Annotated in this window: 7 protein-coding genes; 4 read left to right on the plus strand and 3 right to left on the minus strand. The window is 64.2% G+C overall.

From position 1 onward, the window contains the following. Positions 1-17 precede the first annotated feature (17 nt). Positions 18-4313 (minus strand): DNA-directed RNA polymerase subunit beta', encoded by a 4296-nt coding sequence (gene rpoC / locus J0J06_RS01905; protein ID WP_294039668.1) that lies wholly within the window; start codon positions 4311-4313, stop codon positions 18-20. A gap of 77 nt (positions 4314-4390) precedes the next feature. Beyond that, positions 4391-8545 (minus strand): DNA-directed RNA polymerase subunit beta, encoded by a 4155-nt coding sequence (rpoB, locus tag J0J06_RS01910; RefSeq protein ID WP_294039669.1) that lies wholly within the window; start codon positions 8543-8545, stop codon positions 4391-4393. A gap of 390 nt (positions 8546-8935) precedes the next feature. On the opposite strand from rpoB, the gene J0J06_RS01915 reads away from it, so the two are divergent. The 4 genes from J0J06_RS01915 (at position 8936) to J0J06_RS01930 (ending at position 14226) form a co-directional block, all read left to right on the plus strand. Next, positions 8936-10231, plus strand: a complete 1296-nt coding sequence (locus tag J0J06_RS01915; RefSeq protein ID WP_294039670.1) for a hypothetical protein — start codon at positions 8936-8938, stop codon at positions 10229-10231. Positions 10232-10359: 128 nt separating this feature from the next. Then, complete coding sequence (locus tag J0J06_RS01920; RefSeq protein WP_294039671.1) at positions 10360-12297, plus strand: CocE/NonD family hydrolase; 1938 nt, start codon at positions 10360-10362, stop codon at positions 12295-12297. 73 nt (positions 12298-12370) lie between these two features. Beyond that, positions 12371-13543: a hypothetical protein gene (locus tag J0J06_RS01925; RefSeq protein WP_294039672.1), complete on the plus strand. Its 1173-nt coding sequence runs from the start codon at positions 12371-12373 to the stop codon at positions 13541-13543. After that, positions 13540-14226 carry a nitroreductase gene (locus tag J0J06_RS01930; protein WP_294039673.1) on the plus strand — a complete coding sequence of 229 codons (687 nt, stop codon included), beginning with the start codon at positions 13540-13542 and terminating at the stop codon, positions 14224-14226. Before J0J06_RS01925 ends, J0J06_RS01930 begins: the two co-directional genes overlap by 4 nt. On the opposite strand, the gene J0J06_RS01935 is transcribed toward J0J06_RS01930, so the two are convergent. Beyond that, entirely contained in the window at positions 14223-16262 is a 2040-nt protein-coding gene (locus J0J06_RS01935; protein WP_294039674.1) for an acyltransferase family protein, read from the minus strand. The two genes, J0J06_RS01930 and J0J06_RS01935, sit on opposite strands and share 4 nt — an antisense overlap. Positions 16263-16448: the final 186 nt, after the last annotated feature.

Genomic DNA, 16448 nt, shown 5'->3' on the forward strand with positions numbered 1-16448 from the left:
ACGCCGAACTTAGCCGATCACTCGGCCTCGTTCAGGTAGTCCCCCGCAGCCGCGTCACTGCCGTCGCCGGATGCTTCGACCGATGCGAGCGCGTCGCGGGTGCCCCCGGCGTCGCGCGCCGAACGGGCCAGTTCCGCTGCATGCTCTTCTTCGGCCGAGTTCGGCGCGATCAGCGCATCCTGCAGCGCACGCTGCTGGACACGCAAAGCGGCGTCACGGCTCGAGGCGGCGACACGCAGGCGGTTCATGCCCGCGCCGGTCCCGGCGGGGATGAGGCGGCCGACGATCACGTTCTCCTTCAGGCCGATCAGCGTGTCCTGTTTGCCCTGGACCGCCGCCTCGGTAAGGACGCGGGTGGTTTCCTGGAACGACGCCGCCGAGATGAAGCTGCGAGTCTGCAGCGACGCCTTGGTGATGCCGAGCAGGACGGGCTTGCCCTCCGCCTTACGCTGCTTCTTGTCGAGCTTCTCGTTGGTCTCGTCCATTTCGGCACGATCGACCTGTTCGCCCTTCAGCAGCGTGGTGTCGCCACCGTCGGTGATCTCGACCTTCTGTAGCATCTGGCGAACGATCACCTCGATGTGCTTGTCGTTGATCTTCACGCCCTGCAGTCGATAGACTTCCTGGATTTCCGCAACGAGATATTCTGCCAGCGGCTCGACACCCATCGTCTCCAAGATGTCGTGCGGATCGGGCGAGCCGCCGATCAGGTTATCACCGCGCTTGACGTAGTCGCCTTCCTGAACGTCGATGACCTTCGACTTAGGCACCAGATACTCCACGACCTCGCCGCCATCCTCGGGCTGGATGCCGATCTTGCGCTTGGCCTTGTAGTCCTTGCCGAACACGACGCGGCCCGAGACCTTGGCGATGATCGCCGAGTCCTTGGGAATGCGGGCTTCGAACAGTTCGGCGACGCGCGGCAGACCGCCGGTGATGTCGCGAGTCTTTGCCGACTCGCGAGCGACACGGGCGACGACGTCACCGGCCTGGACCGTGGCGTTGTCGTCGACCGACAGCACCGCGCCCGGCGCCAGCATGTAGCGCGCGGCCTCGCCGGCATCCGACCCGGTCAGGGTCAGGCGCGGACGAAGGTCTTCCTTGGCCTTGGCGCCGCCTGTCGTGCGGTTTTCGGTCACGACGCGCTGGGCGATGCCGGTGGCTTCGTCGGTCTGCTCGGTGAGCGTCTTGCCCTCGATCAGATCGACATACTTCACCGTGCCGCCGGTTTCCGTGATCACCGGCATGGTGAACGGATCCCATTCGGCCATGCGGTCGCCCTTGGTCACGATGTGACCGTCGTCGAACATCACGTAGGCGCCGTAGGGGATACGATCGACCGAAAGCTCACGGCCGTCCATATCCTTGATCGCGATCTCGCCCGAACGGGAGAGCACCACGCGGCGGCCGCGTTGATCGACGATCAGGCGCAGATCGCGGAACTCGACCGTGCCGTCGGCATGCGCCTCCAGGTTGGATGTTTCGTTGAGCTGTGCTGCGCCACCGATGTGGAACGTGCGCATCGTCAGCTGCGTGCCCGGCTCGCCGATCGACTGCGCCGCGATGACGCCGACCGCTTCGCCGATGTTCACCGGGGTGCCGCGAGCGAGGTCACGCCCGTAGCACTTGCCGCAGACGCCGATCTTGGCTTCGCAGACCAGCGGCGAGCGGATCTTCATGCCCTGGATGCCGATCGCTTCGATCTGCGCGATCATCGGCTCGTCGAGCAAGGTGCCCGACGGGATGACGACCTTGCCGGTCTTCGGATCGACCACGTCCTCGGCCGTGGTGCGGCCCAGGATGCGTTCGCCGAGCGACGCGATGACCGAGCCGCCCTGGACGATCGCGCGCATTTCGAGCATGCGCTCGGTGCCGCAATCCTCTTCCATCACGACGCAGTCCTGCGACACGTCGACCAGGCGGCGAGTCAGGTAACCCGAGTTCGCCGTCTTCAACGCGGTGTCCGCGAGGCCCTTGCGAGCGCCGTGGGTCGAGTTGAAATATTCGAGGACGGTCAGGCCTTCCTTGAAGTTCGAGATGATCGGCGTCTCGATGATCTCGCCCGACGGCTTGGCCATCAGGCCGCGCATGCCGGCGAGCTGCTTGATCTGCGCCTGCGAACCGCGGGCACCCGAGTGCGCCATCATGTAGATCGAGTTGATCGGCTTCTCGCGACCCTTGTTGGGGCCGTCCTCATACTTCTTGACCGCCTTGATCTCGTTCATCATCGAGTTGGCGACCTGGTCACCGCAACGCGACCACGCGTCGATGACCTTGTTGTACTTCTCCTGCTGCGTGATCAGGCCGTCCTGATACTGCTGCTCGAAGTCCTTCACCTGCTCGCGCGTCTCGTCGACCAGCTTGTCTTTGTCCGGCGCGATGATCATGTCGTCCTTGCCGAACGAAATGCCGGCGCGGAACGCGTGACGGAAGCCGAGCGCCATGATCGCATCGGCGAACAGCACGGTCTCCTTCTGGCCGGTGTGGCGATACACTTCGTCGATGACGTCGGTGACGTCCTTCTTGGTCAGCAGGCGGTTGACCGTTTCGAACGGCACCTTGTGCGACTTGGGCAGGGTTTCGCCGAGCAGCATGCGGCCCGGCGTCGTCTCGAACCGCTTCATGTGGCTGACGCCATTCTCATCGGTCTGGGGCACGCGGCTGGTGATCTTCGTGTGAAGCGTCACCGCGCCGGCGTTGAGCGCCTGATGCACCTCCTGCATGTCGGACAGGATCATGCCCTCGCCGGGCTCGCCTTCCTTCATCATCGACAAGTAATACAGCCCCAGCACCATGTCCTGCGACGGCACGATGATCGGCTTGCCGTTCGCCGGCGACAGGATGTTGTTGGTCGACATCATCAGGACGCGCGCTTCGAGCTGGGCCTCAAGGCTCAGCGGAACGTGGACGGCCATCTGGTCACCGTCGAAGTCGGCGTTGAACGCCGAGCAGACCAGCGGGTGGAGCTGGATCGCCTTGCCTTCGATCAGCACCGGCTCGAACGCCTGGATGCCCAGACGGTGGAGCGTCGGCGCGCGGTTCAGCAGAACCGGGTGCTCGCGGATCACTTCGTCCAGGATGTCCCAGACTTCCTTGCGCTCCTTCTCGACCCACTTCTTCGCCTGCTTCAGGGTCATGGACAGACCCTTGGCATCGAGACGGGCGTAGATGAACGGCTTGAACAGCTCGAGCGCCATCTTCTTCGGCAGGCCGCACTGGTGCAGCTTGAGCTCCGGACCGGTCACGATGACCGAACGGCCCGAATAGTCGACGCGCTTGCCGAGCAGGTTCTGACGGAAGCGGCCCTGCTTGCCCTTGAGCATGTCGGACAGCGACTTCAGCGGACGCTTGTTAGCGCCCGTGATCGTGCGACCACGGCGGCCATTGTCGAACAGCGCGTCAACGGCTTCCTGCAGCATGCGCTTTTCGTTGCGGACGATGATGTCCGGCGCGCGCAGCTCCATCAGGCGCTTGAGGCGGTTGTTGCGATTGATCACGCGGCGATACAGGTCGTTGAGATCCGACGTCGCGAAGCGACCACCGTCCAGCGGCACCAGCGGGCGCAGTTCGGGCGGGATGACCGGCACTACTTCGAGAATCATCCATTCGGGGCGATTGCCCGATTCGATGAAGCTCTCGACGACCTTCAGTCGCTTGATGATCTTCTTGGGCTTCAGCTCCGACTTGGTCGTCGCCAGCTCTTCCATGAGCGCGACCTTCTCGCCCTCGAGGTCGAGATTCTCGAGCATGATGCGCACGGCTTCAGCGCCGATCCCGGCGGTGAAGGCGTCCTCACCATATTCGTCCTGCGCTTCGAGCAGCTCGTCTTCGGTGAGCAGCTGATAGCGCTCGAGCGGGGTCACGCCCGGCTCGATCACGATATACGCCTCGAAATAGAGCACGCGCTCGAGCTGCTTGAGCTGCATGTCGAGCAGCAGGCCGATGCGGCTCGGCAGCGACTTCAGGAACCAGATGTGCGCGACCGGCGCGGCCAGCTCGATATGGCCCATGCGCTCGCGGCGGACCTTCGAGACGGTCACTTCCACGCCGCACTTTTCGCAGACAATGCCCTTGTACTTCATGCGCTTGTACTTGCCGCACAGGCACTCGTAATCCTTGATCGGACCGAAGATGCGCGCGCAGAACAGGCCGTCACGCTCGGGCTTGAACGTGCGATAATTGATAGTCTCGGGCTTCTTGATCTCGCCGAACGACCAGGAGCGGATGCGGTCCGGGGACGCGATGCCGATCTGGATCTGGTCGAAGGTCTCCGGCTTGGCCACCGGGTTCGCGAAGTTGGTCAGTTCGTTCATTTTTCAATTTCCTCTAGGGAAAAATCTCTGGGCGGTGGGGAAGGGGCCTCTGCCGTCGGAGAGCAGAGGCCTAAGCTTCACTCCGCCGCGATCGCGACGCCGTCCGAATCCACGCCGGGCTCGTCATTCTTGAGCTCGACGTTGAGACCGAGGCTGCGCATTTCCTTGACGAGCACGTTGAAGCTTTCGGGAATGCCGGCCTCGAACGTGTCGTCGCCCTTGACGATCGCCTCATAGACCTTGGTGCGGCCGACCACGTCGTCGGACTTCACCGTCAGCATTTCCTGCAGCGTGTAGGCGGCGCCGTAAGCCTGGAGCGCCCAGACCTCCATTTCGCCGAAGCGCTGGCCGCCGAACTGCGCCTTGCCGCCCAGCGGCTGCTGGGTGACGAGGCTGTACGGCCCGATCGAACGCGCGTGGATCTTGTCGTCGACCAGGTGGTGAAGCTTCAGCATGTAGATGATGCCCACGGTCACCTTGCGGTCGAACTGATCGCCGGTGCGGCCGTCGAACAGGTCCGACTGGCCCGACGTATCGAGCCCGGCCAGCGTCAGCATCGCCGACACGTCCGCTTCGTGCGCGCCGTCGAACACCGGGGTACCCATCGGGATGCCCGGCTTCAGGTTCTGCGCCAGCTCGACGATTTCCTCGCCTGAGCGTGCGTCGATGTCTGCGGCGTAATGCTCGCCGTAGATTTCCTTCAGCCGGTCACGGACGGCGGCCGGCATCGCGCCGCCCTTGGCATCCGGGTTCGCCTCACGCCATTCCTCGAGCGCCACGCCGACCTGCTGACCGAGCTGACGCGCGGCCCAGCCGAGATGGGTTTCGAAGATCTGCCCGACGTTCATGCGCGACGGCACGCCCAGCGGGTTGAGCACCAGGTCGACCGGCGTCCCGTCGGCGAGGAACGGCATGTCCTCGACCGGCAGGATGCGGCTGATGACGCCCTTGTTGCCGTGGCGGCCGGCCATCTTGTCGCCCGGCTGCAGCTTGCGCTTCACCGCGACGAAGACCTTGACCATCTTGAGCACGCCCGGCGGCAGTTCGTCGCCACGCTCCAGCTTCTCGCGACGGTCGTGGAACTTGTCGGTGATGACCTTGGCGGCATCATCGTACTGCACCTTGACCGCTTCGAGGTCGCTCTGGACCTTGTCGTCGGCAACGGCGAACTTCCACCATTCGTGACGATCGACCTGATCGAGCAGGTCCTGATCGATCACCGAACCCTTCTTCAGGCCCTTCGGCGTCGCGGTGGCGGTCTGGCCGATCAGCATCTCCCGCAGGCGCGACCAAGTCGCGCGGTTGAGGATGGTGCGCTCGTCGTCAGAGTCCTTCTTCAGGCGCTCGATCTCCTCGCGCTCGATCGCCATCGCGCGCTCGTCCTTGTCGATGCCATGGCGATTGAACACGCGGACTTCGACCACCGTGCCGGCGACGCCCGGAGGCAGACGCAGCGACGTGTCGCGCACGTCCGACGCCTTTTCACCGAAGATCGCGCGGAGCAGCTTTTCTTCCGGTGTCATCGGGCTCTCGCCCTTTGGCGTGATCTTGCCGCACAGGATGTCGCCCGGCTCGACCTCCGCACCGATATAGACGATGCCCGCTTCGTCGAGGTTGCGAAGCGCTTCCTCGCCGACGTTCGGAATGTCGCGCGTGATGTCTTCCGGCCCGAGCTTGGTGTCGCGCGCCATGACCTCGAACTCCTCGATATGGATCGAGGTGAAGACGTCATCCTTCACGATGCGCTCGGAAATGAGGATCGAGTCCTCATAATTGTAGCCGTTCCAGGGCATGAACGCGACGAGCGCGTTGCGGCCCAGCGCCAGCTCGCCGAACTCGGTCGACGGACCGTCGGCGATCACGTCACCGACATTGACCACGTCGCCCACCTTCACCAGCGGACGCTGGTTGATGCAGGTGTTTTGGTTCGACCGCTGGAACTTCATCAGCGTGTAGATGTCGACGCCCGACTTGCCGGCTTCGACCTCGCCCGTCGCGCGGACGACGATGCGGCTGGCATCGACTTGGTCGACGATGCCCGAACGCTTGGCCGAGATGGCTGCGCCCGAGTCACGCGCCACGGTCTCTTCCATGCCAGTGCCGACGAACGGCGCCTCGGCGCGAACCAGCGGCACCGCCTGGCGCTGCATGTTCGAACCCATCAGCGCGCGGTTGGCGTCGTCGTTTTCCAGGAACGGGATCAGCGAGGCGGCCACCGACACCAGCTGCTTCGGCGACACGTCCATCAGCGTGATGGTGTCGGGGAGCGCCATCAGGAATTCGCCCGCCTGACGCGCCGAGACCAGCTCCTCAGTGAACTTGCCGTCCTTGTCGAGTTCAGCGTTGGCCTGCGCAATCGTGTGCTTGGCCTCTTCCATCGCCGACAGATAGACGACCTCGTCGGTCACCTTGTTATCGACCACGCGGCGGTACGGCGTTTCGATGAAGCCGTACTTGTTGACGCGGCTGAACGAGGCCAGCGAGTTGATCAGACCAATGTTCGGGCCTTCCGGCGTTTCGATCGGGCAGATGCGGCCATAATGCGTCGGGTGAACGTCACGGACTTCGAAGCCCGCACGCTCGCGCGTCAGACCGCCCGGCCCGAGGGCCGAGACGCGACGCTTGTGCGTCACTTCGGAAAGCGGGTTGGTCTGGTCCATGAACTGCGACAGCTGCGACGAACCGAAGAACTCGCGCACCGCGGCGACCGCGGGCTTCGCGTTGATCAGGTCGTTCGGCATGACGGTCGACACGTCGACCGACGACATGCGCTCCTTCACGGCGCGCTCCATGCGGAGCAGGCCGACGCGGTACTGGTTCTCAAGCAGTTCGCCGACCGAGCGCACGCGGCGGTTGCCGAGATTGTCGATATCGTCGATCTCGCCCTTGCCGTCCTTCAGATCGACGAGGGTTTTGACCACCGCGAGGATGTCTTCGGTGCGCAGCGTCGTGACCGTGTCCTCGGCGTCGAGGTCGAGGCGCATGTTGAGCTTGACGCGGCCGACGGCTGACAGGTCGTAACGCTCCGGATCGAAGAACAGGCCAGCGAACAGCGCTTCGGCCGTCTCGAGCGTCGGCGGTTCGCCAGGGCGCATCACGCGATAGATGTCGGACAGCGCCTGTTCGCGTTCCTCGGCCTTGTCGGCCTTCAGCGTGTTGCGGATCCACGGACCGGTCGTGACGTGATCGATGTCGAGCAGCTCAATGCGGTCGATGCCCGCCTTGTCGAGCTTTTCGAGGTTCTCCGCCGACACTTCGTCGCCCGCCTCGATATAGATCTCGCCGGTCTTTTCGTTGATCAGGTCATAGGCGCTGTAGCGGCCAAAGATTTCCTCGGTCGGGATCAGCAGGGTCTCGAGACCGTCCTTCGCTGCCTTGTTGGCCGCGCGCGGGCTGATCTTCTGACCCGCCGGGAATATCACTTCGCCCGACTTCGCATCGACAATGTCGAACAGCGGCTTCTGCCCGCGCCAGTTCTCGGCGGCGAACGGAATCTGCCATCCGCCCTGGCCACGGACATAGGTCACGCGGTTGTAGAAGTGGTTGAGAATTTCTTCGGAGTTCAGGCCGAGCGCATAGAGCAGCGCCGTCACCGGCAGCTTGCGCTTGCGGTCGATACGGACGTTGACAATGTCCTTGGCGTCGAACTCGAAATCGAGCCACGAGCCGCGATACGGGATCACGCGCGCGGCGAAGAGGTACTTGCCCGAAGCGTGGGTCTTGCCGCGGTCATGGTCGAACAGCACGCCCGGCGAACGGTGCATCTGCGACACGATGACACGTTCGGTGCCGTTGATGATGAAGGTGCCGTTCTGCGTCATGAGCGGCATGTCGCCCATGTAGACGTCCTGCTCCTTGATATCGAGCACTGAGCGGGCTTCCGTATCCGGGTCCACCTCGAACACGATCAGGCGCAGCGTGACGCGCATCGGGGCGGCGTAGGTGATACCGCGCTGGCGGCATTCGTCGGTGTCGAACTTGGGCGGTTCGAGCTCGTAATTGACGAAGTCGAGTTCGGCAGCGCCGGCGAAATCGCGGATCGGGAAGACGCTGCGCAGCGTCTTTTCGAGACCCGACACGTAGCCGATCGACGGATCGCTGCGCAGGAACTGTTCGTAGGATTCGCGCTGAACCTCGATCAGGTTCGGCATCTGCACCACTTCGTGGATGTTGCCGAACACCTTGCGGATGCGCCGCTTCGCGGTGCCGCCTTCGATCGCCTTGGTCGCCATGGAGATATTTGCCTCATCAGCCTAGATTCGTGCCCCGGAACCCCGGGGCCAGGCACGCCACGACGCAAAAAAGCCGCTCATCCGAACTCTCGTTTTTCGAAAGTGGACGTGCAGCTTCTGGCGTCGTGTGAACCGACAGCTTCCAATACGATCGACACGGTGCGCGACGCCGCGTCATTTCCCGAAAGCTGTGGTGGAGGTCGGGATATAGGAGCGATGTTGGAAAGTGTCAAACCCGCGGGCGACGAATCCGCAAAAAAGTCAACGAAAAATTGAGAGAATTTTATTGTTTAGAATCAATGCTCTGTTGACAGAAATGCGAGTGTTGTCGTGGGACAAGGCATTCCTCAAGCGGAACCAGACTCGGGTTCCCTTCATTTTGACAGCGTCATGAAACAGCACTTTGCCCCCCGCTTCGCCCACGCCGTCGCGCCGATGCTGTGCGCCACCGCGTTCATCGCAACCCCCGCGTTCGCGCAGGAAACGACAGCCGCCCCGCCGGTCGTCGTGACACCGCCGCAATCTGCTGCCGTGCCGCCGCCACCGGTCGTGCGCACCGTGCCCGACACGCAGCCAGAGGCGGCCGCTTCGGCGACCGAGCCTGCCGCCGCGCCGGCGCCGCGTGCGGCGACCCGCGCAACGACGACGCCTACGGCGACGCGAATTACGTCTGTTCGCCCGGCACGGGTTCGCACTGCGCCGGAACCTGTCCCCGCGCCCATTGCGGTGGCACCCGAGCCTGCGGCCGTTGCCGCGCCGACGCCACAGCCTGAAACCGCAGCCGCACCCGAGGCCGAGCCGCCGACGGAATCCACCGTCGCGGCCGACACGGCGACGACGCGGACCAATACCGGCGTGCCGCTATGGGCATGGATCGGCGGAGGTCTCGCCGCGCTCGCCGTTATCGCAATCGGACTGTTCGCGCTGCGCCGTCGTCGCGTCGAAGAGGAATATAACGACGAGCCTTATGTGGAAGGGACGTATGTTGAGCCTGCTTATGTCGAGCCCGTCGCCGTAGTCCCGGTCGCCGAGCCGATGCCCGTCGCCAAAGTCGCGCCGCGCAAGGAACAGGAATTCCTGCGCCGAACAGGCGCTGTCGCGATCGAGCCGATCGCTGTCGCGCCGGACGAGGTTCACATCGTCGAGCCGACTGCGGACGATGTCGCGGAACTTACCGCTGCCGCTGCGCCGGTCGCGGAACGCCCGTGGCTTGAGTTCGCGATGCGCCCGGTCCGCGCCGGTACCAATGTCGATGAGGCGCTGGTCGAGATCGAGCTGACCGTCGGCAACGCCGGATCGGTACCTGCGAAGGACGTGCGGATTTCGACCTTCCTGCTATCGAGCGATCCGAACGGCACCGAAATGGAACGCCTGCTCGTGCAGCCGCCGACGGACGCCACGACGGATCCTGTCACAATCAAGCCAGGCGAGGGCAAGCGCATCGACGCGACGCTCGCACTGCTCAAGTCGGAAATGGGTGAGAACCTACCCGCCTCGTTCCGTCCGATCGTCGTCGCCGACGCCCGCTATACGCTCGCCGACGGCACTGAAGGCCGAACGTCCGCTTCGTTCGAAATCGGCGTGACGCCCGAGGGAGGGGAGGGGCTGAATCCGATCGAACTCGCCCGAGCGTCGATGTTCGACAATGTCGGCGCCGAGCTTCACGGCGAACCCCAGCACGCCTGATCCGACCGACTAGGCACGTAGCGCCCGTCCCGCCACTTGCGGGGCGGGCGCTTCGCTATCCCCCGTTGAACACGGTGCCGTAGCGTCCTACGACGCCGCATCTCTTCCTTCCAAGGAGTCGCATCGGCATGATGAAGAAGCTGGCGTTATTGCCCTTGATCGCTTTGGCGCTCACCCCTGCGCTGGCACAGGAAACGCCGCAGATGTGGCCGCCCAACGGCAACGACGTTCCCGCCAAGTTCACGCCGCCCGTCGATCCCGACGCCGATTATATCAAGCGCGAAGTTATGATCCCGATGCGCGACGGGACAAAGTTGTACACCGTTATCGTGATCCCCAAGGGCGCGACCAATGCGCCGATCGTGCTGACTCGAACTCCGTATAACGCCACGGCGCGCGCCCGGCGCTCGGGCAGTTCGTCGATGATCAACGCGCTCAATCTGTCCGACGAGGGGTTCGTGCGGAACGGTTATATCCGCGTCTATCAGGACATTCGCGGCAAGTATAAGTCGGAAGGGGGGTACGTCGTGACGCGGCCGGTCGTCGGGCCGCTCAACGACACCAAGGTCGATCATACGACCGACGCCTATGACACGATCGACTGGCTGGTGAACAAGGCCAACCTGCCCGAATCGAATGGCAAGGTCGGGATGATCGGGTCGTCCTACGAAGGCTTTACCGTCGTCATGGCGCTGTTGAAGCCGCACCCGGCGCTTAAGGTTGCCGCCCCCCAGAGTCCGATGGTCGACGGCTGGATGGGTGACGACTGGTTCCATTACGGCGCGTTCCGCCTCGCCAACATCGCCTGGCTCGGCGCGCAGACCGGCTACAAGGGCGAGGGCCGGGCGCCGCCGACCGGCGGCTGGGACGATTACGACAATTTCCGCGAGGTCGGCTCGGCGGGCGACTGGGCGAAGAAGTCGGGATACGACCAATTACCTTATTGGGAGCGCATGTCGGCGCACCCGGCCTATGACGAATTCTGGTCGGGCCAAGCGCTCGACGAGTTGCTCAAGAAGAACCCGTCCAACGTCCCCACCATCTGGGAACAGGGGCTGTGGGACCAGGAGGATATGTGGGGCGCGATCCACAGCTATGAAGCGCTGAAGTCGGTCGGCAAGACCGGCAACAACTTCATCGTCATGGGCCCTTGGCGCCACAGCCAGATCAACCGGGTCGGGTTCGAGCTCGGGCCGTTCAAGTGGAACGGCGACACCGCGCTGCAATATCGCGAGGACATGATCATCCCGTTCTTCAACCAGTATCTGAAGGACGGCCCGGCGGTGACGGTGCCCGCGGCGACGATCTACAATACCGGCGAAAACCATTGGGACCGCTTCAGCGAATGGCCGCTGGCGTGCGATAAGGGATGTCCGTCGCCGCTGACCCCGCTTTATCTCGGCGCCGATGGCGGGCTCGGGTTCGATGGCCAGGCGGCGGGGGGCGACAGCTATGTCTCCGATCCCGCCAAGCCGGTCCCGCATCTGCCGCGCCCAGTTAATTTCAACGACGGTCGCTGGGGCGACTGGCTGGTGCAGGACCAGCGCAGCTATGACGGCCGCCCCGACGTGATGACCTATTCGACGCCGGTGCTGACCAAGGCGGTCCGCGTGTCGGGTGCGCCGATCGCAGACCTGTTCGCCAAGACGACGGGGACCGATGGCGACTTCGTGGTCAAGGTGATCGACGTTTTCCCCGCGGAGAATGCGACCGACCCGAAGATGGGCGGGTATCAGCTTGCGATCAGCCTCGACATCTTCCGCGGGCGCTATCGCAACAGCTTCAGCAAACCGTCGCCGATCCCCGCCAATCAAGTGCAGGAATACAAGTTCCGCCTGCCCACCGTGAATCACGTGTTCCTGCCGGGGCACAAGATCATGATTCAGGTGCAGTCGAGCCTCTTCCCGCTCTATGATCGCAATCCGCAGAAATACGTGCCGAACATCTTCTTCGCGAAGAAGTCCGACTATCAGAAAGCCACAGTGACGATCATGCGTGGTGGAAAGACGCCGAGCCAAGTGTGGCTGCCGGTCGTGCCGCTCGCCCCGCCGCAACTGATGCGCTAGGGGAGCCGCTTGCCGTGTTTGGCGGCGGTTCAGGTAGAAGTCGGTAGGCGTGATCGGGATGAAGGGGTGCGGGGTGCGGAAGCGTGCGGGAGTGTGGCTCGCCGGGGCGGCGGTGCTGCCCGCCCTGGCGGCCGCACAGACGACCTCCGGTGTGCCGCAGACCGATCCCAGCCTTGACCGCTTCAGCCTACCGCCCTCGACCCGCCCGAGCCCGCGCCCGACGCCGACCTCTGGCCCGATCGTCGCGCCGCTGAGTACTCCCACATCGGCTGCACCGGTCGTCGTCGCGACGCCGACCCCCGCGCCCCGGCCGACGCCAACCCCTAAGGCGACGCCGAATAATGCTTACACCGCCGACAGCATTGCCGGTGTCGTAAACGTCATCACCAAACGTGAGATAACCGGCACAGTCCCGACGCCTACGCCGACCCCAGTCCCGAGCGCGACTCCCGACGCTATGCCGTCCCCAACTGCGACCACCAGCTCAACGCCGGAGGTCACGCCAGTTCCCGCGACTACCGAGCCGTCGTCCGATGGCCTGTCGATGTGGCTGCTCGCCGCGATCGGCGCGGGTGTCCTTGCGGTGGTTGCGCTTGGCGGCTTCTTGCTTGGTCGGCGGCGTAGGGCACGCGAAGACGATATGGTCGAGCCTGTCGCCGCCGTCGCTGCCGGACCGGTGGCGCCGCCACCCTCGCCCGAACCGCCCAGCGGGCATGTCACCATCCCCGCTCGTCGCCGTGCCGCCGAGGAAGCGGAGCCTCGGCTCGAGATCAGCCTGATCCCCAAACGCGCGGGCACCAATCTGACGAGCGCGGCGGTCGATTATCGCGTCATTATCCGTAACACCGGTTCGATCGCCGCCCGCGACATCCGCTTCGCCATGTACATGTTGAGCGCTAGCGCGCGACAGGCGCAGGACCTCCAGATGATCTTTGCGACCAACATCGAACAGCCGCTGGTCGCGCCGTTCGAACTGGTTCCCGGCCAAGACGTGGAAATGTCGGGCATGGCACTGCTGGCCCGCGAGCAGGTCAACGTGATGACGATCGACGGCAAACCGTGGTTCGTGCCGGTGCTGGCGATGAAGACCGAGTATCTCTGGGGCGAGAACGTCGGCGTGCCGGGCGTCGCCACCGCCGCGCATATGATCGGCATCGATCGCGGGGAAGGGGCGAAGATGGCGCCATTCCGCCTCGACGGCGGGCCGCATATGCACCCCGAAGTGGCGGAGCGTAAGGTCGCGTGACGGCTAAGACCTACGACGAAGTCGTTACCGGCCGCCGCAGCATCCGCGGATACAAGCCCGATCCCGTGCCGCGCGCGCTGATCGAGGAAATCATTGCGCTTGCCATGCGCTCACCGTCGTCGATGAATACCCAGCCATGGAATTTCTACGTCTTGACGGGCGAACCTCTCGACCGCATCCGCGCAGGCAATACCGAGCGGATAGTCGCCGGCGTCCCGCAATCGCGTGAGTTTCGCACCGGCCAGCCCTTCGCTGATCAGCATCGCGAGCGCCAGATCGGCGTTGCCAAGCAACTCTTCGCCGCAATGGGCATCGCCCGCGATGATGCCGAGCGCCGGCAGGATTGGGTGCTGCGCGGGTTCCGACAGTTCGATGCGCCGGTCTGCGTGATCGTGACCTATGACCGCGTGCTCGACGGCAGCGACGACACCCCGTTCGATTGCGGCGCGGTCGCGACGGCACTGGTCAATGCGGCCTGGTCGCGCGGGCTGGGCGCGGTGATCAACAGCCAGGGGATCATGCAATCGCCGGTGGTGCGCGAACATGCCGGCATCGCCGACGATCAGGTTATCATGAAAAGCATCGCGCTCGGTTGGCCCGACGAGGACTTTCCCGCCAACGCGGTGGTCTCGACCCGCAAGTCGGTCGAGGAAGCGACAACCTTCGTGGGATTTGACGACTAGCGCCGAGCGGCGAGGATCGCGTCGCGCATAGCGGGGTAGAGCAGATCGTTGCCGTGGCCGCTGAGATGGTCGCCGTCGAAGAACAGGGGGCGCCCAGTCTGGTCGAGCGCGTGGCATGGGTTGGCGGGGCAGAGGATGGGGAAGGGATCCCATATTTTGAGAGCGGGATATTGGCGGGACAGGTCCGCCATCGCGCCCAAGACGTGCCGACGGAGCATGAGCGCTCGGTCGCGCGCTATCGTCAGGCCGCCGGCGCAGATCGGGTTGGCGCGATCGTACCAGTCGGCGCAGCGGAACGGTGGCGCGGGGAAAATCGGCTTGGGCGCTTCGATGACGACGCGGAACCCCATCGCCTGCAATCGAGCGAGCGTCGCCCGCGCTTCGGCAAGCGCGACGGGCGAGAGCGTGTTGTCGACGGGCGTGTCGTGCTCCGCGTCGTGGCCGAACTGGTTGATCAGCCGGGTCAGTCGCAGGCCGGGCAGGAATACGACGTCGCCGGGGCGGCCTAGCGCGCGCAGGTCATCGAAGAAGCGGCTGTAGAAACCAGCGCAGCGGTGCTTCACGTCCATCGGTTGGATCAGGCGCAGGAACGGACAGCCCGGGTGGAAATAGCTCGCGACCGGCACGCCGAGTTCGGCAGCGAGTTGGCGGTAATTGGGCGCGTAGGCGGTGTTGTGGGAGTCGCCAATGGCGAAGACGCGAAAGCCCGCCGTGGGTATCGCACAGCTACTCGGCGTCCAGCGATCCGCGTCCCGGTCGCGCCCTATCGTCACGGCGCAGTGCGTGAGGGCGGGGTTCAGCGCGTGGCGCTCGTCGGCATACCAGGTCGAGTGATCACGGGTGACGCCGATCGCCAGCAGGTCGCTGCGCGCCAGCATCCCGAATCCTAGCGTGGCGCAGGCGAGCGTACCGATCGCCATACGCCCGACGATAAACCTGGGCGCACCGTTGGCGGCCTTGCCTTTGCGGCGGAGGGGGCGCTCGATCAGGAAGTAGGATGCGGTCGCCAACAGCACCGCCAGGACTAGCGCGGCGAACTGAAGACCGAGCGTTTCGAGACCCACGGTCCAGCGGAACATCACGAAGACGGGCCAGTGCCAGAGGTAGAGTGAATAGGACAGCCGTCCGATCGCAACTGGACCCTTGCTTGCGAGGATTCGAGCGATCCCCGTGTCGGGAGACGCGAGAACGCTGGCGATCAGCCCGATCGTGCCGACCACCGGCAGGATCGCGAGCGGGAACGGAAAGCCATGCTGATCAGGCAGTGCGAGTGCTGCTCCGACCATCAATATGCTGACACTTACCAACGCCGCGCGCCGCTTCGCTGGCCACGCTACTAGGACCGGCAGCCACTGTGGCATCCGGAGGCAGAGGATCATTCCTAGGCCGAGTTCCCAGAACCGGCCGACGATCAGGTAAAACGCATATTTCTGGTCGATCACGGTCAAGACGCCGCAAAGCGCGAAGGACGCCAGCGCGGCCCAGCCGATCACTCGCACTGCCCGGTCGGCGTCTAGCTTCGCGCTGTCGAGCCTTTGGTGCCAGAACAGGATGAGCGGGAATACCAGATAGAATTGTTCTTCGACACCCAACGACCAAGTGTGCGTGAACGGGTTGAACGCCGCCTGCACCCCGAAATAGCCGTCAGTATCCGTCGCCAGGATGATGTTGGATAAACCAAAGAACGCGAAGCGCGCGGTCTGCGGCACTGCGCGGCTGAGCCATGCTTCGGGCACCAGCATCTGGTTCACGAGGATCGCGACGAGCAGCATCGCGAGTAGTGCAGGCATGATGCGAACGAGGCGTCGCGCATAGAAATAGGACAGCATCGCCGGCAGCCGATCGAAGCTCTTGCCGATCATGGATCCGGTGACGACGAAACCCGAGATCGCGAAGAAGATGTCGACGCCGGAAAAGCCCCCCGGCAGCAAACCTGGGTGCAGGTGAAAGGCGACGACGGACAGCACGGCGAGCGCGCGCAGTCCGTCGATTGCTGGAATGTAGCCCAGCGGGTGCCGGGCGGTAGCGATGCTCAAAACGTAAATCCCCGGAACGGCTTAGGGGCGGTTGGGGGATAAGAAAAGGGCGGTCCGGTTGCCCGGGCCGCCCTCTTTCTTTGGCTTGGCCGTCACCGGAGTTAATCCGGTGACGTCGGACGCTGGCGGAGCCAGCGCCGGCCGGCCTTGTGCGGTGGGATTTAGCGGCTGCTAAATCCTCTCCGC

This window comes from Sphingomonas sp. (assembly GCF_017304615.1).
Classification (GTDB): domain Bacteria; phylum Pseudomonadota; class Alphaproteobacteria; order Sphingomonadales; family Sphingomonadaceae; genus Sphingomonas.

Bases quoted from the DNA above. Each gene is read 5' to 3' on its own strand.
- J0J06_RS01920 (WP_294039671.1), top strand. From the start codon at position 10,360: ATGATGAAGAAGCTGGCGTTATTGCCCTTGATCGCTTTGGCGCTCACC.
- rpoC (WP_294039668.1), bottom strand. From the start codon at position 4,313: ATGAACGAACTGACCAACTTCGCGAACCCGGTGGCCAAGCCGGAGACC.
- J0J06_RS01915 (WP_294039670.1), top strand. From the start codon at position 8,936: ATGAAACAGCACTTTGCCCCCCGCTTCGCCCACGCCGTCGCGCCGATG.
- rpoB (WP_294039669.1), bottom strand. From the start codon at position 8,545: ATGGCGACCAAGGCGATCGAAGGCGGCACCGCGAAGCGGCGCATCCGC.